Origin of the sequence: Klebsiella sp. KTE92 (assembly GCF_000398905.1) — a bacterium.
Classification (GTDB): Bacteria; Pseudomonadota; Gammaproteobacteria; order Enterobacterales; family Enterobacteriaceae; genus Klebsiella; species Klebsiella variicola.
Genome location: NZ_KB976100.1, coordinates 5,158,897 through 5,176,016 on the forward strand (window position 1 = coordinate 5,158,897; position 17,120 = coordinate 5,176,016).

The 17,120-nt window shown below is 53.9% G+C and carries 16 protein-coding genes, 1 tRNA gene and 1 pseudogene; 11 read left to right on the plus strand and 7 right to left on the minus strand.

Going from position 1 to position 17,120, the window contains the following annotated elements:
* Positions 1-306: 306 nt before the first annotated feature.
* From A1WC_RS01405 to A1WC_RS01395, 3 genes are all read right to left on the minus strand, one after another.
* Complete coding sequence (locus A1WC_RS01405; protein WP_016161976.1) at positions 307-1,029, minus strand: MurR/RpiR family transcriptional regulator; 723 nt, start codon at positions 1,027-1,029, stop codon at positions 307-309.
* Positions 1,030-1,188: 159 nt separating this feature from the next.
* Positions 1,189-3,507, minus strand: a complete 2,319-nt coding sequence (yicI, locus tag A1WC_RS01400) for an alpha-xylosidase (protein ID WP_016161977.1) — start codon at positions 3,505-3,507, stop codon at positions 1,189-1,191.
* Between the two features lie 12 nt (positions 3,508-3,519).
* Complete coding sequence (locus tag A1WC_RS01395) at positions 3,520-4,914, minus strand: glycoside-pentoside-hexuronide family transporter (protein WP_016161978.1); 1,395 nt, start codon at positions 4,912-4,914, stop codon at positions 3,520-3,522.
* A 292-nt stretch (positions 4,915-5,206) separates the two neighbouring features.
* Between A1WC_RS01395 and A1WC_RS01390 the strand changes: the two genes are divergently transcribed.
* From A1WC_RS01390 to A1WC_RS01355, 9 genes and pseudogenes are all read left to right on the plus strand, one after another.
* Positions 5,207-5,301 (plus strand) — tRNA-Sec (locus A1WC_RS01390).
* 508 nt (positions 5,302-5,809) lie between these two features.
* Positions 5,810-6,760, plus strand: coding sequence for a retron St85 family effector protein (locus A1WC_RS01385; RefSeq protein ID WP_016161979.1), 951 nt, complete (start codon positions 5,810-5,812; stop codon positions 6,758-6,760).
* Positions 6,747-7,697, plus strand: coding sequence for a retron St85 family RNA-directed DNA polymerase (locus A1WC_RS01380; protein WP_016161980.1), 951 nt, complete (start codon positions 6,747-6,749; stop codon positions 7,695-7,697). The genes A1WC_RS01385 and A1WC_RS01380 overlap by 14 nt, the downstream gene beginning before the upstream one ends.
* A gap of 235 nt (positions 7,698-7,932) precedes the next feature.
* The gene (locus A1WC_RS01375) at positions 7,933-8,391 is read left to right on the plus strand and encodes a hypothetical protein (RefSeq protein ID WP_016161981.1); all 459 of its coding nucleotides are present in this window, start codon (positions 7,933-7,935) and stop codon (positions 8,389-8,391) included.
* Between the two features lie 313 nt (positions 8,392-8,704).
* Positions 8,705-8,992, plus strand: coding sequence for a SymE family type I addiction module toxin (locus A1WC_RS01370; RefSeq protein ID WP_016161982.1), 288 nt, complete (start codon positions 8,705-8,707; stop codon positions 8,990-8,992).
* Positions 8,993-9,233: 241 nt separating this feature from the next.
* Positions 9,234-9,494: pseudogene (locus tag A1WC_RS0125415) on the plus strand (DNA-binding protein); the annotation flags it as partial.
* A gap of 250 nt (positions 9,495-9,744) precedes the next feature.
* Positions 9,745-10,212, plus strand: a complete 468-nt coding sequence (locus A1WC_RS01365; RefSeq protein WP_016161984.1) for a DUF3237 domain-containing protein — start codon at positions 9,745-9,747, stop codon at positions 10,210-10,212.
* Positions 10,213-10,324: 112 nt separating this feature from the next.
* The gene (locus A1WC_RS01360; protein WP_008806800.1) at positions 10,325-11,332 is read left to right on the plus strand and encodes a zinc-binding alcohol dehydrogenase family protein; all 1,008 of its coding nucleotides are present in this window, start codon (positions 10,325-10,327) and stop codon (positions 11,330-11,332) included.
* A 1-nt stretch (position 11,333) separates the two neighbouring features.
* On the plus strand, positions 11,334-11,624 hold the full coding sequence (locus A1WC_RS01355; protein ID WP_008806799.1) for a putative quinol monooxygenase: 291 nt from the start codon (positions 11,334-11,336) through the stop codon (positions 11,622-11,624).
* 51 nt (positions 11,625-11,675) lie between these two features.
* Here A1WC_RS01355 and A1WC_RS0125420 read toward each other — a convergent pair whose 3' ends face one another.
* Positions 11,676-12,374, minus strand: coding sequence for a winged helix-turn-helix transcriptional regulator (locus A1WC_RS0125420; RefSeq protein ID WP_032691295.1), 699 nt, complete (start codon positions 12,372-12,374; stop codon positions 11,676-11,678).
* Between the two features lie 370 nt (positions 12,375-12,744).
* On the opposite strand from A1WC_RS0125420, the gene A1WC_RS01350 reads away from it, so the two are divergent.
* Complete coding sequence (locus A1WC_RS01350; RefSeq protein WP_016161986.1) at positions 12,745-13,794, plus strand: NAD(P)-dependent alcohol dehydrogenase; 1,050 nt, start codon at positions 12,745-12,747, stop codon at positions 13,792-13,794.
* Here the strand turns inward: A1WC_RS01350 and A1WC_RS01345 are convergent.
* Both A1WC_RS01345 and A1WC_RS01340 read right to left on the minus strand, forming a co-directional pair.
* Positions 13,791-14,744, minus strand: coding sequence for a GlxA family transcriptional regulator (locus A1WC_RS01345; RefSeq protein ID WP_016161987.1), 954 nt, complete (start codon positions 14,742-14,744; stop codon positions 13,791-13,793). The genes A1WC_RS01350 and A1WC_RS01345 overlap by 4 nt on opposite strands.
* 21 nt (positions 14,745-14,765) lie before the next feature.
* Positions 14,766-15,545 carry an MBL fold metallo-hydrolase gene (locus A1WC_RS01340; RefSeq protein WP_016161988.1) on the minus strand — a complete coding sequence of 260 codons (780 nt, stop codon included), beginning with the start codon at positions 15,543-15,545 and terminating at the stop codon, positions 14,766-14,768.
* Between the two features lie 167 nt (positions 15,546-15,712).
* Between A1WC_RS01340 and A1WC_RS01335 the strand changes: the two genes are divergently transcribed.
* Complete coding sequence (locus A1WC_RS01335; RefSeq protein ID WP_016161989.1) at positions 15,713-16,273, plus strand: NUDIX domain-containing protein; 561 nt, start codon at positions 15,713-15,715, stop codon at positions 16,271-16,273.
* On the opposite strand, the gene A1WC_RS01330 is transcribed toward A1WC_RS01335, so the two are convergent.
* Positions 16,263-17,117 carry a DMT family transporter gene (locus A1WC_RS01330; protein ID WP_016161990.1) on the minus strand — a complete coding sequence of 285 codons (855 nt, stop codon included), beginning with the start codon at positions 17,115-17,117 and terminating at the stop codon, positions 16,263-16,265. The genes A1WC_RS01335 and A1WC_RS01330 overlap by 11 nt on opposite strands.
* Between the last annotated feature and the right edge of the window lie 3 nt (positions 17,118-17,120).

A 17,120-nucleotide genomic window follows, 5' to 3' on the forward strand; every position in this document is an offset into this window, starting at 1 on the left:
CTCGCGACGCGCTTAGCGGGGCTACGAACGGAGCGGTTTGTATTTTATGTAGGTCGGGTCAGGCGTAAGCCGCCTCCCGGCAAAATAGCCGCATCACCCGGTAGCCCGGATAAGGCGCCAACCGCCATCCGGGAACTCCCCCGCTCGCGCCGCGCTTAGCGGGCTACAAACGGAGCGGTTTGTATTTGATGTAGGCCGGGTCAGGCGTAAGCCGACACCCGGCAAAATTGCCGTATCACCCGGTAGCCCGGATAAGGCGCCAGCCGCCATCCGGGAGCTCCCCGCTCGCGCTACGCTTAGCGGGGGCTAACTATTGCTGCGTAGGCTGGTAAACCACATCTTCAATAGTCGCTCAAAGCCTAAGATGCAGTAGCCAAAAAACGGGTTGCTCCAGTAAATATCATCGTCGAACTTCTGCGGGTCGTGAATAATAAACGCCGTATCCGCAGCCTGCGCCAGCGGGCTTTGGTAATCGCCGGTAAAGCAGACCAGATTAATCTCCTTCCCCTCCAGGGCCTTCACCCAGTTGAGCGCCGAGCTGCTGCGCCCGGATTTAGAAACGATCCAGATGGAGTCGAAGCGGGCGGCGTTTTTCTGTTCGAGGATTTCATAATCCGGCCACAGCGCCAGGCTGGCATTCACGCCGGTGACGAGGAACTTGTTGTAAATATACTGGGCGATTAGCTGCGAAAAGCCGCTGCCGTGGATCAGGATGCGCTGCTGTTTAAGGCTTGCCAGCAGCAGCGTCAGCGCTTCTTCCGGCTGAACGCTCATGTAGTCGATATCGTTGGTGACATCGAGCTTCGGCATGGTGATATTGAACTTGATGAAATAGACCAGCTCCAGCCAGCCGCTGAACTTCAGTTTCTTCGCCAGCCGGACCAGCGAAGAGGGGTTGCTGTAGCACTGTTCGGCCACAGCGCGGACTCCCTGGCGGATACACTGCTCCGGGTCGTTCTGAATAAAGCGCAGCACGGTCATTTCCGTTTTGCTTAGCTTCACGTCACGAAAGATATTTTCTAAGTCCATGGCGGGCTCCTCTCAACGGCAGAATACGCTAACACCGTTCGGCGACAGCGTCTGCGGCCTGAGTCACCACTATGAAATGAACGTTACTTTTTGTACAAAAATGGAATAAAAAAACCCTCTCCGCCGGGCGAAGAGGGCTGCAGCCGTTAAGATGGTGTTTTACAGGGTAATCGTCAGCGTATTGCCCTCGGCGCTCACTACCACACCCCATTCGCTGCCGGCCTGAGTCCCGCCCTGCACGCCCGCGACCTGCGGGATATTACGCAGACACAGCGTCCAGCCGCGGGCCTCGCCATCGCCGCTCACGGCGATGGTGTTGCCCTGGCGCCTGGCCTTCAGGGTGAAAATCGTCGAGCCGTCTGCCGCCGGAACGTCACAACGTGCCTCGCGTCTATCCTCGAGGTGGAACAGCTGGAAGGCGGTGCCCTCATGCCAGGCATAATCCGGCTTCTGGTCATTGTTGCCCAGCGCCAGCAGGGTGTTGTCGCGAACGTAGACCGGCAGGCTCAGCGCATCGTGATGCTGCTTATGCCAGCGGCTACCCGGTAATTCATCGTTATGCCACAGGTGCGTCCAGCGCCCATCCGGCAGATAAAATTGCACCTCGCCCGCTTCGGAGAACACCGGCGCCACCAGGACCGAATCACCGAGCATATACTGGCGGTCAAGATAGTCGCAGGCCGGATCATCCGGGAACTCGAGCATCATCGCACGCAACATCGGCGTGCCGAACTCGTTGGCCAGCGCCGCCTGGCGATAAAGATACGGCATCATGCGGCATTTCAGCTGCGTGAAGTGGCGCACCACATCACTGGACTCTTCGTCGTAGGCCCATGGCACCCGATAGGATTTGCTGCCGTGCAGCCGGCTGTGGCTGGAGAGCAGGCCGAAGGCGCACCAGCGCTTGTAGACGTGGGCCGGCGCGGTGTTTTCGAAACCGCCGATATCGTGACTCCAGAAACCGAAGCCGGACATGCCGATCGACAGCCCGCCGCGCAGGCTTTCCGCCATCGATTCGTAGTTGGCGTAGCAGTCGCCGCCCCAGTGCACCGGGAACTGCTGCGCGCCCACCGAGGCGGAACGGGCGAACAGCACCGCCTCCTGCTCGCCGACGGTCTCTTTCAGCACCTTCCACACCAGCTCGTTATAGATGAAGGCGTAGTGGTTGTGCATTTTCTGCGGATCGGAACCGTCAAACCACTGGACGTCGGTCGGGATACGCTCGCCGAAGTCGGTCTTGAAGCAATCGACCCCTATCGCCACCAGACCTTTTAACTTGTCGGCGTACCACTGGCAGGCTTCCGGTTTGGTGAAGTCATAAATCGCCAGCCCCGGCTGCCACTTATCCCACTGCCACAGCGAACCGTCCGGGCGCTTCAGCAGGTAGCCCTTCTCTTTCAGCTCCTTGAACACCGGCGAGCGCTGGCCGATGTACGGGTTGATCCACACGCAGACTTTCAGCCCTTTCGCCTTCAGGCGTTTGATCATCCCTTCCGGGTCCGGGAAAGTTAGCGGATCCCATTCAAAATCGCACCACTGGAAGGCCTTCATCCAGAAGCAGTCGAAGTGGAAGACGTGCAGCGGCAGATGGCGCTCAGCCATGCCGTCGATAAAACTATTCACTGTCGCTTCGTCATAGTTGGTGGTGAACGAGGTCGTCAGCCACAGACCGAACGACCATGCCGGCGGCAGCGCCGGGCGGCCGGTGAACTGCGTATAGCGGTTAAGCACCGCTTTCGGCGTCGGGCCGTCGATGACGAAGTACTCAAGGTATTCGCCTTCAACGCTGAACTGGACTTTAGAGACTTTCTCCGAGCCCACCTCGAAGGAGACGCGCTGAGGATGATTGACCAACACGCCGTAGCCGCGGTTGGTCAGATAGAAGGGGATATTTTTGTAGGATTGCTCGGTGCTGGTGCCGCCGTCTTCGTTCCAGGTTTCTACCGTCTGGCCGTTGCGCACCAGCGCGGTAAAGCGCTCGCCGAGGCCGTAGACGGTTTCGCCGACGCCGAGGTCGAGGCGCTCAAACATGTAGTTGCGCTGGGTCTTACTATCCTGCACGTAGCCGTTGTTTTTCAACTGGCTACCGGTGATGCGCACGCCGTCGCGCAGAAAATCCAGCGCCCAGAATTCACCTTTAGTGACGCGCACGCTGAGGTTGCCGCTTTTCAGCTCGGCGAACCCGGCCGTATTTTCTATTTCGACATGGATGTCTTTCTGCACGTTCAGCGGATAGTGCGGGCCGTTATCCAGCGCGCCCTGGAAGTGCGCCATGCGCACGCCGATTATCCCTTCCTGAGGCGAGAAAAAGCGCAGGGTGAACAATGGCGTATCCAGCTGCCAGGCACGTTCGCGAACATCGCGCGGCGCGGCATAGACCACCATTTCATTCCCCTGCTGTTCCACCTCGTAAACCTGTACGGGTTGGATCAGGTTGAGCCCTGGTTGAATGAGCCAGTTTCCATCACTGATTTTCATTAAAACGTCCTCTTAGTTTTGCCATTCTTTATCGATCGGGGCTGCGATGAAATCTTGTTCGTTGCGACGCGCGCCCTCGGCCAGCTCGGCCATCATTTTTTTCAGGAACGGCGTTTTCAGCGTGTAGTAGCGTTTGGCGATCACCGCGCTCAACAGGTAGCACACCGCCGGAACGAGGGTGAACAAGGCGATAATGATGGTGAGGGTGGCGCTGTTCTGGGTTTTAGCGGCGGCGTCATAGCCGCCGCCGGCCAGCATCCAGCCGATCAGCGCGCCGCCCAGCGCCAGCCCCAGCTTGAGCACAAACAGGGTGCCGGCGAAGCTAATGCCGGTCAGACGTTTGCCGTTGCACCATTCGCCGTAGTCGACGGTATCGGACATCATCACCCACTGGATTGGCGTCACCAGCTGGTGCAGTACGCCAATGATGAAGATAAAGGTGAACATAGTGATTTCGGCGTCCATCGGTACGAAGAACATCGCCACGCTGAGCACCGCCAGGAGGGCGTTGGTCCACCAGAAGACGCTGACTTTGCATTTCCAGTCGGTCAGCGGTTTCGCCAGCGCCGAGCCAATCAGGTTGCCGACGCAGTAGGTGGTGAGGAAGACGGTGAACAGCGCCGCCGAGCCCATGATCCAGGTGGTGTAGTACATCATCGCGCCGCCGCGAACGCAGACCGCGAGGATATTGAGGATGGTGAGCACGCCAACCACCCGCCACTGGTCATTGCGCCAGATATCGCGCAAGTCTTCACGCATCGAAGTGCTGCTCGGCGGCGCTTCGACACGCTCTTTGGTGGTGAAAAAACAGAAGGCCAGCATCAGGAAGGCAATCACCGACAGCACCGCGATGCCCCCCTGGAAGCCGAGCGCTTTGTCTTCGCCGCCGATAAAGTTGACCAGCGGCATCATCAGCACGGTGGAGAGCATGCCCCCCGCCGTCGCCAGCACGAAGCGCCAGGACTGCAGCGAGATGCGCTGTGTGGGGTTGTCGGTGATCACGCCGCCCAGCGCGCAGTAGGGGATATTCACCACGGTGTAGAGCAGGGTCAGCAGCGTGTAGGTCACGGCGGCGTAGATCAGCTTGCCGTTGTGGCTTAAATCCGGCGAGCTGTAGGCCAGCACGCAGACGAGGCCGAACGGGATGGCGCCGAAGAGGATCCATGGGCGGAACTTACCCCAGCGGCTACGGGTTCGGTCGGCAAGCAAGCCCATGCACGGGTCAGAAATCGCGTCCAGCGCGCGCGCCAGCAGGAACATGGTGCCGACAAAGCCGGCGGGGATACCAAAAATATCAGTGTAGAAAAACATCATGTATAACATGACGTTATCAAAAATGATGTGGCTGGCGGCGTCACCCATGCCGTAGCCAATTTTCTCTTTGACGGACAAAATATGATCTTTCATATGCGCACTATTCCCTTAGCGGCACCGCGGATTGGTACCGGTTACGATTTTTGTAAACCTTTGCCGCAGTAAGATGAATTGCGATATCTCGTTATCAGATTACGTTTCTTGTTTTCTGTGATCGTGGTAGGGAATCAGGGAGTGAAAAAGTGTAACTCACGGATTTTGTGAGGATTTGTCCAGGACTGTTCTGTAAAGTCCAGTTTTAACAGTAAAAAAGTGCGTTTAGGTATGTGGTAAACGGCTGAAAGTAGCTATAATGCGCCCCGCCTCCATGTAGCAATCGAGGCGCGGAAGATCGTCATCTCCGGTGAGGTGGCTGGACTTCAAATCCAGTTGGGGCCGCCAGCGGTCCCGGGCAGGTTCAACTCCTGTGATCTTCCGCCAATTATCATCTCATCATGTCCGAAAAAGTCATTTGAAACCCTAATTTTCAGCACAGGGTGAACAATCGACTGGGCACTCTTCACCATTTGATCACCTCTTAACGCAATGAAATTATTATATAAAAATGAAAGCTGAATAGAGTGAAAAGTAAAAACCAAATAAACGTTTTACCTTCTGTCACCTGACCTGGCGCCTCCCGAGTAAAGAATTTTGGTATTCAAACTTTTTCTACTCCAGCGCTGGGATAAAAGAAAATCACTTCACATCAATGGCCTTCCTCTTGAATCCTCTTCAGATTTATGAGAGCGTTACAGAGCCAAACTTAGCATTTTATGGGTTAATAGCCCATCGGGCCATGAGTCATGGTTTCGCCTAGTATTTTAGCTATGCCCGTCGATCAGTTCGCTGAGCGGCGGCTGGGGGCCACCGATCAGCGAACTGATCGACGTGCTCAAGTAGGTTTGGCTCTTCTAGCCCTCAACCATCTAGGCGCATAAGGATATTCTCGATGCTGACTCAGTTAAAAAAAAATGGTACTGAGGTATCCAGAGCAACCACGTTATTTTCATCATTCGTTGACAAGAACAAAGTAAAATGCCCTGGTAATGTAAAAAAATTCATCTTTCTGTGTGGTGCTAATAAAAAAAATGGAGAGCCATCAGCGAGGCGACTGGAATTAATAAATTTTTCTGAACGGTATTTAAGTAATTGCCATTTTTTTCTTGCTGAACTAGTTTTCAAAGAGTTAAGCACAGATGAGGAATCATTATCTGATAATTTATTAGATATCGAAGCTGATTTATCAAAATTAGCCGACCATATTATCATTGTTTTAGAAAGTTATTCTTCCTTTACGGAACTTGGTGCATTCGCATACAGCAAGCAATTACGCAAGAAATTAATAATAGTTAACAATACAAAATTTATAAATGAGAAATCTTTTATAAACATGGGACCAATAAAAGCTATTACTCAGCAATCTCAACAATCTGGTCATTTCTTGCATTATAAGATGAAAGAAGGGGTTGAAAGCATAGAGCGCTCTGATGGGATTGGTGAAATTTTCGATCCATTATATGATATTCTTTCAAAGAACGACAGAGCAATTTCAAAAACTTTAAAAAAGGAAGAGTTAGATCCCTCCAGTAACTTTAATAAAGACTCAGTACGCTTTATTCATGACGTGATTTTTGTATGTGGTCCTTTGCAACTCAATGAACTTATCGAAATAATCACAAAAATTTTTGGTACAAAAAGCCATTACAAAAAAAATCTTCTAAAGCATCTTGGTATGCTAATGGCAATTAGAATAATATCATGCACAAATGGGATTTATTATTCTTTGTATAAAGAATATTATTTTAAATATGACTTTGACATTGACAACATATCATCAATGTTTAAAGTTTTTTTCCTCAAGAACAAGCCAGAAAGGACGAGGGTATATGAGAATATATAGCCTAATTGACTCACAGACATTGATGACAAAGGGATTTGCTGCTGAAGTAATGCGATCACCTGAGCCACCAAAAAAATGGGATATAGCTAAGAAAAAAGGAGGTATGAGAACAATTTATCACCCATCATCAAAAGTTAAACTAATTCAATATTGGTTAATGAATAATATTTTTTCAAAACTGTCAATGCATAATGCTGCATATGCATTTGTTAAAAACCGTTCAATAAAAAGCAATGCTTTATTACATGCCGCATCAAAAAATAGATACTATGTAAAAATAGATCTCAAAGATTTTTTTCCTTCAATAAAATTTAGTGATTTTGAGTATGCATTCACTCGTTATCGAGATCGCATTGAATTTACACCCGAATATGATAAAGAGTTACTACAACTTATAAAAACAATATGCTTCATATCAGATGGCACCCTCCCTATCGGGTTTCCTACATCTCCAATAATTGCAAACTTTGTGGCAAGAGAACTTGATGAAAAACTTACGCAAAAACTAAATGCAATTGATAAACTTAATGCTACTTATACACGATATGCAGATGATATTATTGTTTCTACAAATATGAAAGGGGCTAGTAAATTAATACTTAATTGTTTTAAAAACACAATAAAAGAGATTAGGCCTGACTTTCAAATAAACATTAAAAAAATTAAGATCTGTAGTGCTTCGGGAGGAAGCATAGTAGTTACCGGCTTAAAAGTTTGCCATGACTTTCATATTACATTACATAAGTCAATGAAAGATAAAATAAGATTGCATCTTTCTCTTTTATCAAAAGGGGTATTAAAAGATGAAGACCACAATAAACTTTCCGGTTATATTGCTTATGCAAAAGATATAGACCCCCATTTTTATACAAAACTGAACAGAAAATACTTTCAAGAAATAAAAATGATTCAAAATATTCACAACAAAGTTGAATAACCCTATTATTTTGGTTGCAACCTAGCAAGAATATGGAATAAAGCGCGAACAACATAGGTTTTCTAGAATGAACTACAATCTTGAGAATGTGTATATATAAACGTATAATTTATTCTCAATCTAAGATAGAATGCGATAAAATCATCCCATTGGCGGAAATTTACCACTCCTAAATCTCCACCAAAATGTTCAACTTCATTCTTATATTAGAGTGTTCGATAAGAGATTATATTTTATGCTGCCGGAATTTTTAAAATATGGGTACCTTGGTCTTTTAGCTATTATAATAGTACTTTCTTATAGAATAATTATAAATGGCAATAATAAAAACCATAAAACATCAAGAGTCATTTATATTTTACTTGCTTTTTCTTTAATTAATTTCTTAAGTGGTTTTATGGGATACATTTGGGCCTCAAAGGAACTCGAGGTTGCGGCAAAAAAAGCGACCACTGCATCAGTTTTAGATACACACATACGTAACATCACTAAAAAACATGAAGACGATATGCTCCCTTTACAGCTTGCTTTAAAAAGTACTGTAGACAATTTAAAAGTCTCGTTACTAGAGAGTACCAGGAGTCAGTATCTCAATGAAATAGAACGAATCAATAAAGTTATTCGTGAAAGAGAAATTATTTTCTCAGAAAACATAAACAATCTTAAAAATAACATATCAAAAGAAGTCGATTAATATTTGACTGCCGAAATTCCTTTTACCTTCAGTTATCCCTTTGGTTCAATGTTTCTTTTTTTGAGACTCCCTCGCCAGTTCCTTTAACCAACTGGCGAGACTTACCCCTCCCTCTGCCGCCACGGTATCAAGTTGTCGCTTTAATGCTGGGTCCATGCGCATTTTGAACTGTGGAGACAGTCCGCCACCTTTTGTTTTTCTCGCGCGATATGGTTGACATGGGGCCATCTAAATGCATCTTGTGCAAGCAACGCTCCGATGTGCGGGAATACAACCGGAGCGTCTAACCTCACCAACAATCAAGGGGTTGATTATGGCTGATTTGCATTCTACCCTAGATATCACCGTTAGCGGAACCGAGCGTCGGTTGCTGGTTGGCTATCGACCCAATGGCCGGGATATCAGTACACCAAGTCTTCCCCTTTCTGGCAAGTGGCTACGCGAAGCGGGATTCGGTACCGGGAAGCCGGTCACGGTTAAGGTGATGGATGGCTGCATTGTGTTGTTACCGCTCAGCGATAAAGAAGAGAAGCTAACAGCCGAATTACGGCATATTCAACAATCTTTGAAAAGCGTCAACAGCACACTGCAACATGCCTGATAGCGCGAACAAGCCCCGGGTGGCGGCTGACGCCTTACCCGGGCTACCGAGCCGCGCAGAAACGTAGCCCTGCTAAGCGCAGCGCGAGCAGGGATATCCACCGGATTGCGGCTGAAGTCTTAATAACTTCACTTTCCGGATCGCCGCCCGCAAACGCGCCAGATTAATCGTTCGTCTAATGAAATTTATGCCCCGCTCCTGACATACTCTACCGTTGTGAACAGGTTGACCCGGAGACCATATGGCAAAGGAAACTATAACGTCGTCCCCAGCAGATGAATTCATTATGTTTGCCAGTAGTGATGGGGAAGTGCGCGTTGAATGCCGCTTTGAGCAAGAAACACTATGGCTCCCTCAGGCAACTATCGCCAGCCTTAATCAAGTCACCCCCCAAGCCGTTACACGGCATATTAAAGCGATCTATGAGGAAGGCGAGCTTGAGCAAAACGCAACCTGTGAGTCTTACTTACAAGTTCAACAAGAAGATAGCCGTCAGGGATCAGTTCCGGCAATTTAACGACCGTGATGTTTTGCAAGGCGCAGGTAAAGTCAGTAAAAAAATGGCCGATGAAACAGCACCTAAAAAGTAGCCAAGGATACCCCACAGCCACTCCCTACCAACCTGAGCACCCCCAAACTCATCATCCCAGCCAATCATTTTCATCCAAACCCTGCGTTATTTTGTCTCTCGCAAACCCGTTACACTGGCGCGGTGGCCGCGTGCCGTTGCCAACCGAAACAGGAGAGCCATAATGACCCCCGAACTCAGACACTGTTTTTCCATTACCATCCAGGTTGATAAACCGATAATTGTCTCCCGCAGCCCGCAGACCGGTAAGCGCCAGCTGATCCCGATTATCGGCGGCAGCGTCTGCGGTCAGCTTCGCGGCCACGTGCTGCCCGGCGGCGTCGACAGCCAGATAATCGAACCCGACGGCACCTGCAGGCTGTCCGCCCGCTATGCCCTGCAGGTGGCGGAAGGCACGGTCTATGTGGAAAACAATGGCATCCGCCGGGTGCCGGCCGAGTATCATGACCAGCTATTCGCCGACGATATGCGCTTTTTTAGCGATATTCCGCCAGAAGCCATCTATTTTCGCACCGTTCCCTCCTTCGAGGTGGATACCCCCGCGCTCAGCTGGCTAACCACCTCGCTGTTTATCTGCGCCGGTGGCCGGACCCAGGATGGGGTAATGCTCGATTTCTATCAGGTGGGCTGATTTTCACTTTCTGCATATAACTGTTATTGCCGTTAGCCCGTTTTTCCCCTCCCGGCAGCGGTCTACTATCGCGTCATCTTTTCATTCACACGAATCACAGACCGGAGCAGTTATGAAAGCTATCGCCATTACTCAAGCCGCCGCTGACGGCAACAACATCCCTTCTTTAACTGAGATCGACCTGCCGGTCCCCACCGCCCACGGGCGTGACCTGCTGGTCGCCGTGAAAGCCATCTCGGTCAATCCGGTAGACACCAAAGTGCGCGCCGGCTTCCAGGGCGACACACCGCGGGTGCTGGGCTGGGACGCCGTTGGCGTGGTGCAGTCCGTCGGTGAGGAGGTGACGTTGTTCGCCCCGGGTGATGAGGTCTGGTACGCCGGCGCGCTGGGCCGGGCCGGCAGCAACAGTGAATATCAGCTGGTGGACGAGCGCCTGGTGGCGCACAAACCGCGCACCCTCGATAACGCCGCTGCCGCCGCGCTGCCGTTGACGGCGATCACCGCCTGGGAGCTGCTGTTTCACCGTCTCGGCGTTAAGGAAGGCGGCAATGCGGGCGACACGCTGCTGATCGTCGGCGCGGCGGGCGGCGTGGGGTCAATCCTGACCCAGTTGGCCAGCAAACTGACCGCCATGACGGTGATCGGCACCGCCTCGCGTCCGGAGAGCCAGCAGTGGGTCCGCGAGGCGGGCGCGCACCATGTGATCGATCACAGCAAGCCGCTCGCCAACGAGCTGGCGCGCATTGGCATCAGCGCGGTGACCCATGTCGCCAGCCTGACCAACACCGAGCAGCACTTCAACGCGCTGATCGACGCCCTCGCCCCGCAGGGCAAGCTGGCGCTGATTGATGACCCGGAGACCCTCGACGTGGTGCCGCTGAAAGCGAAAAGCCTGTCCCTGCACTGGGAATTTATGTTCACCCGTTCAATGTTTGAGACGGATGATATGATCGCCCAGCATCAGTTGCTCACCCGCGTGGCGGCGCTGATCGACAGCCACACGATCAAAACCACCCTCGGCGAACACTACGGCGCCATCACCGCCGCTAATCTGCAGAAAGCGCATCGCCAGCTGGAAACCGGGCGTGCCGTCGGCAAGATTGTGCTCGAGGGGTTTTAAGATGATATCGCTTATCGCCGTGCTCAAGGCGAAACCGGGCCAGACGGACGCCCTGCGCCAGGCCCTGCAGGCGCTGCTCCTGCCGACAAGACAGGAGCCGGGCAATCTCGACTACGCTCTGTTTCAGCTGCGCGACGCGCCGGACACCTTCTACATGCGCGAGGCGTGGCAGGGACAGGACGCCCTCGATGCGCATGTCGCGATGCCCTATTTTCAGGCGTTTATGACGCAGATGGAGTCCCTGCTGGCTGAGCCGCTGCGGCTGGACTACCTGACGGCGATTGAGCCTTAGCAGGTTCGATTCACGAGGGGTGGGAAAATCACGCCCCTCCGCCGCGCGGGTTTAAAAGTGAGCGGGAAGCGGGTGGGCGATGGTCCTCAGCACACCGCGATGGATCGTAATATAGTCACCTTTACGCAGCTCCGACAGAATCGACATGATGCGGCTACGCGACAAGTTGGTACGGCGCTGAATAAAGCTCAGGACGTTGATTTGGCGACGATATGCCTCCGGATAGTCCGCCAGCTCTGTTAGCAGGGTTCGCACCATCAGATAAGAATCCACCCCCATCAGCTCTTGCTCACGTATGCTCAACACCATCAACCGCTGCGCCAGGATATGCGTGACATGGCGCCACAGGTTTTGCTCATTCAGGATATCAACAGCAGCCTGGTGTGATATCCAGCGCCCACGCAAATCCGTCTCGGCAAACAGCACGTAGTGCCGTTTTTGTGGGATATCATCAAATAGCCCATAACCATCCATAAATCCTAATATCGACGGAGAAAAAAGCGGGGTTACCACCATCTGTTTTTCCCCATGACAAATTGAAGCAATCCCCTCTTCAAGCATAATGACCCCAGGCTCGGCCTGATCTGGACGAAAATCATAATTGCTCTCTCGCGCCAGTTCAAAGGGCGCACTAGCGGGACGAAATGCCGTGAATAAGGACTCCAACGCCAATAATGGTTTTGTCTGTCTTCCGTAATAAAAAGACGGTAACGCCTGGTCGGTAGAGAGGCTGGCTGCAGGTATCGACATGGTTTTATGCCATCGGTCAGGTTGAAAAAGTGATTCGTTGAGAATCATAGTATCAACAGGTGAAATAACGAATAAAAGACAAGACGTTACGGGGATAAAAAGAGTGTAAGCATCATTATCTGCAATAACTATTTATCTTTATTCTACAGGAATAAATAATACTATTTGCCGTAAATACCTATAAGGCTTAGCGGCTATAAAGATAAGGCCACCTTATTATTTACTGCGCTGGCTAACGCCGCGCCTGAGGGTTTCTCAACCGCTTTCCCCCTCGCATCTCGGCCAGTCCAGGCTACGCTTATCGATGCCACTGACCACCCGCATTCCCCTCCCGTTCTATTGAGTCCATTCATCAAGAAGAGGTTTCGCTATGCTGATCAATGCTATTGGTACCTACTCCGCCAGCCAGCCGCTGGAATCAATGGCCATCACCCGCCGCGAGCCGGGGCCACAGGATGTACAGATCGCCATCGCTTACTGCGGCGTCTGCCACTCCGATCTCCACCAGGCGCGATCGGAATGGGCGGGAACGCACTATCCCTGCGTGCCGGGGCATGAAATTGTGGGTCGGGTGACCGCGGTCGGCAACGCCGTCTCGCGCTACGCCGTCGGCGATCTGGTGGGCGTCGGCTGCATGGTCGATAGCTGTCAACAGTGCGAAGAGTGCGCTGAGGGGCTGGAAAACTACTGCGACCACATGGTGCTGACCTATAACGGCCCGACCCAGGACGCGCCCGGCCATACTCTGGGCGGCTATTCCCAGCAGATCGTGGTCAAAGAACACTACGTGCTGCGGATAACCCATCCCGAAGCGCAGCTGGCCGCCGTCGCGCCGCTGCTGTGCGCCGGGATCACGACATACTCGCCGCTGCGCCACTGGCACGTCGGGCCGGGTAAAAAAGTCGGCGTCGTCGGCATCGGCGGCCTCGGGCATATGGGGATCAAGTTGGCCCACGCCATGGGGGCCCACGTGGTGGCCTTTACCACCTCGGAATCCAAGCGTAATGCGGCCAGAGCGCTGGGCGCCGATGACGTAGTGGTGTCGCGCAACGACGACGAAATGGCGGCCCACGTCAAAAGCTTCGATTTTATCCTCAACACCGTGGCGGCGCCGCACAATCTCGATGCCTTCACCACGCTGCTGAAACGCGATGGCACCATGACCCTCGTGGGTGCTCCGGCCACGCCGCATCCGTCGCCGGAAGTGTTCAATCTGATCTTCCGCCGTCGGTCGATTGCCGGCTCGATGATCGGCGGTATTCCGGAAACTCAGGAGATGCTCGACTTCTGCGCCGAACACGGCATCGTCGCCGATATCGAGCTGATCCGCGGCGATGAGATCAACGAAGCCTGGGAAAGAATGGTCAAGGGTGACGTGAAATACCGCTTCGTGATCGACAGTGCGACCCTCGCCGGCTAAGCGCCGCGACGAAAGGTGCGCCGCCACTCCGTCGGGCTGACGCCAAAGCGCGCCTTAAACTGCTGGCGCCAGGTGACCGCTGAAAGATAGCCCACCGCCTCCGCCACCTGTTCGACCGGCAGATCGCCCGCCTCAAGCAGAGTCTGGCTGCGGCGCAGACGTTCGGCGGTCAGCCAGTCGGTAATGGTCATCCCGGTCGCCCTGGCGAAGTGGCGGGTCAGGGTACGGCGGCTCATCGCCACCACCCGGGCCAGCGAATCGAGACTGTGCGGCTCGGCAATATGCTGCTGCAGATAATCCAGCAGGCAGTTGATTCGCGCATCGCGGGTGTTTTTCGGCACCGGCTGGGCGATAAACTGCGCCTGGCCGCCTTCGCGGTGCGGCGAAACAATCATCCGCCGGGCGATCTGGTTGGCCGCGAGGCTGCCGAAACGCTGGCGGATGAGGTACAGGCAACAGTCCAGCGCCGCCGCGGTGCCCGCCGAGGTGATCACCCGCTGGTCATCGACATACAGGGCATTGATATCCAGCTGCACCTGCGGAAACCGGCGCTGGAAATCCTGCTCGAACTCCCAGTGGGTCGCCGCTCGCCTGCCGTCCAGCAGCCCGGCGTAGCCGAGGACAAACGCGCCGAGACACAGGCCGACAATCTCCGCGCCGTTATCCCGCGCCCGCACCAGGCTATCAAGCAGTGCCTGCGGCGGACGCCGATCGACCTCGCCCCAGTAAGGCACCACCACGATATCCGCCTGTTCCAGCGCGGCGAAATCGCCGGTGGCGTACAGCGCAAAACCATCGCGGGCGCGAAGCAGCCCCGGCCGCTCGGCGCAAATGTGCAGGTTAAAGCGTTTGATTTCAGAGACCGAGTCGCCAAACAGCATGCAGGGGACGGCATAGTGAAACGGGCTAAAGCCCTCTACAGCGACAATCGCCACGTCGGTGAGTTTCATCGTCCTTTCCCCTTGCGCATGTTAATAAACCACGGTATCCCCATCCTGCGGGATACTCACCACATCGGCAATCTGATTATCCAGCGCATACTGGCGCATCTCTTCCCGGCTCACCAGACAATGGTTGACCGCCTCGAGGTGGATAGCCATGATTTTCGCTTCCGGCAGGGCGAAGTGCACGTTAAGAAGATCTTCCTTGCCCATGATTATCGGGCCAAAGCCGATGACGTGGGCGTAGCCGGCGTTCAACACCACCACGTCCGGGCGCAGCTTCAGCAGATCAGCTTCAATTTCATCACGCCAGATGGTATCCCCCATCAGCCACAGCGTCTTCTCCTGCGGATGGCGAAACACCACGCCGCAGGCTTCTCCCAGGCGCTCAGCCATCGCCGGCACCGCGTAGGTCCGGTCGCTGCCGTGTTGGCCGGAGGTGGTTTTCTGCAGGCGCACGCCGGCAAATTCGCTGTCTGCCGACAGCAGGCGCAGATCCTGAAATCCCTGGCTGCGCAGCAGCGCGGCGTCGGCCTCATGCTGGACGAACACCGGCAGGGTTTTCGGGATCGCGGCGATCGCCGCCGCGTCCCAGTGATCGTCATGGGTATGGGTGACGATCACCGCATCAACATCGATAATTTTATCGCGGGAAAACGGCAGCTCAACCAGCGGATTGCGCAGCTCGCTGCGCGCAGTGCCAGGAAAACCTGGCCAGGCGCCCTTGTCAGCCAGCATCGGGTCGATGAGAAATCTTTTCCCGGCGTAGTCAATCCTCTGGGTCGCATTACGGATGTGGGTGATGTTCATGTTGGTGTTCCTCAGTGGGGTCATCTGACGAACATCGTACTGAGTACTAGCCTGGCTCAACAGGGGCATTTGGACAATGATCGATGAAATCGGGCCAACCTGCGGCAGTTGCCATCCGCCTCCGGCTATGTTGTTCTTAAGGCTCAATTTTTGACAGGAGTGGCACGATGAAAAAGAAACTGACCGCCGCCGATATGCACGACCCGCAGGTCATCGCCGAGACGCCGTGGTTCAGCATGCGTAAGGTGGGGATTGATGTCGCCTCCGGCGAGCGCCGCGACTTTTATTCCATTCATTACCCGCGCCCGGCGGTGGGGATTGTGGCTATCCAGGATGAGAAAGTACTGCTGATTCGCCACTACCGCTATCTGATCGATCAGGTGGTGTGGGCCATTCCCTCTGGCGGCGTCGATGAAGGGGAAGATCCGGCGGTCGCCGCGCTGCGCGAGCTGCGGGAAGAGACCGGCTGGCAGGCGCAACGCGTCGAGGAGATCATTCGCTTCAACCCCTCCTACGGCAGCAGCGATCAGCTGTTTATCACCTGGCTGGCCACCGGTTTACGCTGGGTGGGGATGGATGCAGATCAGGATGAGGTGATGGAGACCGGCTGGTTTACCTTCGACGAGATAAACCAGCTGATCGCCCGCGGCGAAATGCCGGACGGGCTGTCGCTGGTGCCGCTGCTGCAGCTGATGGCGCAGCGGCGAAGCGGCCCGCTTACGGCTTAAGCATCCGCCAGCGGAACCACAGCTGGGCCACCAGGATCAGCACGCCGCCGATAATCTTCTGTAGCGGCAGCTGTTCGCCGTACCACAGCGCGGCGGCAATGACCGTCAGCAGCGGTTCGAGCACCATGATGATCGCGGCGCTGGCCACCGCCGCGTACTTTTGCCCCTTCATCTGCAGACCGAAGCGCAGGCTGGTGGCGATGACAATGCTGGCCACCAGCCAGCCGAGAGTCGGCAGGGTCATCGGCTGGTCCCAGCGTTCAACGGCAGCGGAGATGGTCAACCCGACGATACCGGTGATCGCCAGCTGCACGGTGGTCAGGGGGATCAGCGGTACTTCACGCGCGCAGCGGCTGGTGTAACAGAACCAGATCGACTGCACCAGCGCCGTCAGCAAAAACCAGCCCTGGCTGGGGTGGAAGGCTATCGGCATATGCAGACTGAGCAGCCCCAGGCCTACCACCGCGATCGGCAGGCACTCCCACCAGGCGCGAGGCGGGCGCACCTTTATCATCACCCACGCGGTTAGCGGGACGAACATCATCGACAGGCTCATGATAAACGCCCCTTCGCCGAGCGACGCCGTCGTGGAGACCGAATAGATCCACAGGCAGAGGTTGAGCGCAAACCAGAGTCCGCTGATGATGAGTTTTGGCCAGTGCTGCTTTTGCGGGCGAAAACCGCGGCAGAACGGCAGCAGAAGCAGCGCGGCGAAGAAAAAGCGCAGCCCAAGGAACGCGAATACCGGCATGCCGGCGATCGCCTCGCGGGAAAAAATCCAGCCGCAGGCGGCAATCACCGTCGCGGCAATCAGCAGCAGGTCAGCCTGCCGTTGGCGTACCATACG

Coding starts and splice junctions, on each gene's coding strand:
- A1WC_RS01405 (WP_016161976.1), bottom strand. CDS start 1,029: ATGGACTTAGAAAATATCTTTCGTGACGTGAAGCTAAGCAAAACGGAA.
- yicI (WP_016161977.1), bottom strand. CDS start 3,507: ATGAAAATCAGTGATGGAAACTGGCTCATTCAACCAGGGCTCAACCTG.
- A1WC_RS01395 (WP_016161978.1), bottom strand. CDS start 4,914: ATGAAAGATCATATTTTGTCCGTCAAAGAGAAAATTGGCTACGGCATG.
- A1WC_RS01385 (WP_016161979.1), top strand. CDS start 5,810: ATGCTGACTCAGTTAAAAAAAAATGGTACTGAGGTATCCAGAGCAACC.
- A1WC_RS01380 (WP_016161980.1), top strand. CDS start 6,747: ATGAGAATATATAGCCTAATTGACTCACAGACATTGATGACAAAGGGA.
- A1WC_RS01375 (WP_016161981.1), top strand. CDS start 7,933: ATGCTGCCGGAATTTTTAAAATATGGGTACCTTGGTCTTTTAGCTATT.
- A1WC_RS01370 (WP_016161982.1), top strand. CDS start 8,705: ATGGCTGATTTGCATTCTACCCTAGATATCACCGTTAGCGGAACCGAG.
- A1WC_RS01365 (WP_016161984.1), top strand. CDS start 9,745: ATGACCCCCGAACTCAGACACTGTTTTTCCATTACCATCCAGGTTGAT.
- A1WC_RS01360 (WP_008806800.1), top strand. CDS start 10,325: ATGAAAGCTATCGCCATTACTCAAGCCGCCGCTGACGGCAACAACATC.
- A1WC_RS01355 (WP_008806799.1), top strand. CDS start 11,334: ATGATATCGCTTATCGCCGTGCTCAAGGCGAAACCGGGCCAGACGGAC.
- A1WC_RS0125420 (WP_032691295.1), bottom strand. CDS start 12,374: ATGTCGATACCTGCAGCCAGCCTCTCTACCGACCAGGCGTTACCGTCT.
- A1WC_RS01350 (WP_016161986.1), top strand. CDS start 12,745: ATGCTGATCAATGCTATTGGTACCTACTCCGCCAGCCAGCCGCTGGAA.
- A1WC_RS01345 (WP_016161987.1), bottom strand. CDS start 14,744: ATGAAACTCACCGACGTGGCGATTGTCGCTGTAGAGGGCTTTAGCCCG.
- A1WC_RS01340 (WP_016161988.1), bottom strand. CDS start 15,545: ATGAACATCACCCACATCCGTAATGCGACCCAGAGGATTGACTACGCC.
- A1WC_RS01335 (WP_016161989.1), top strand. CDS start 15,713: ATGAAAAAGAAACTGACCGCCGCCGATATGCACGACCCGCAGGTCATC.
- A1WC_RS01330 (WP_016161990.1), bottom strand. CDS start 17,117: ATGGTACGCCAACGGCAGGCTGACCTGCTGCTGATTGCCGCGACGGTG.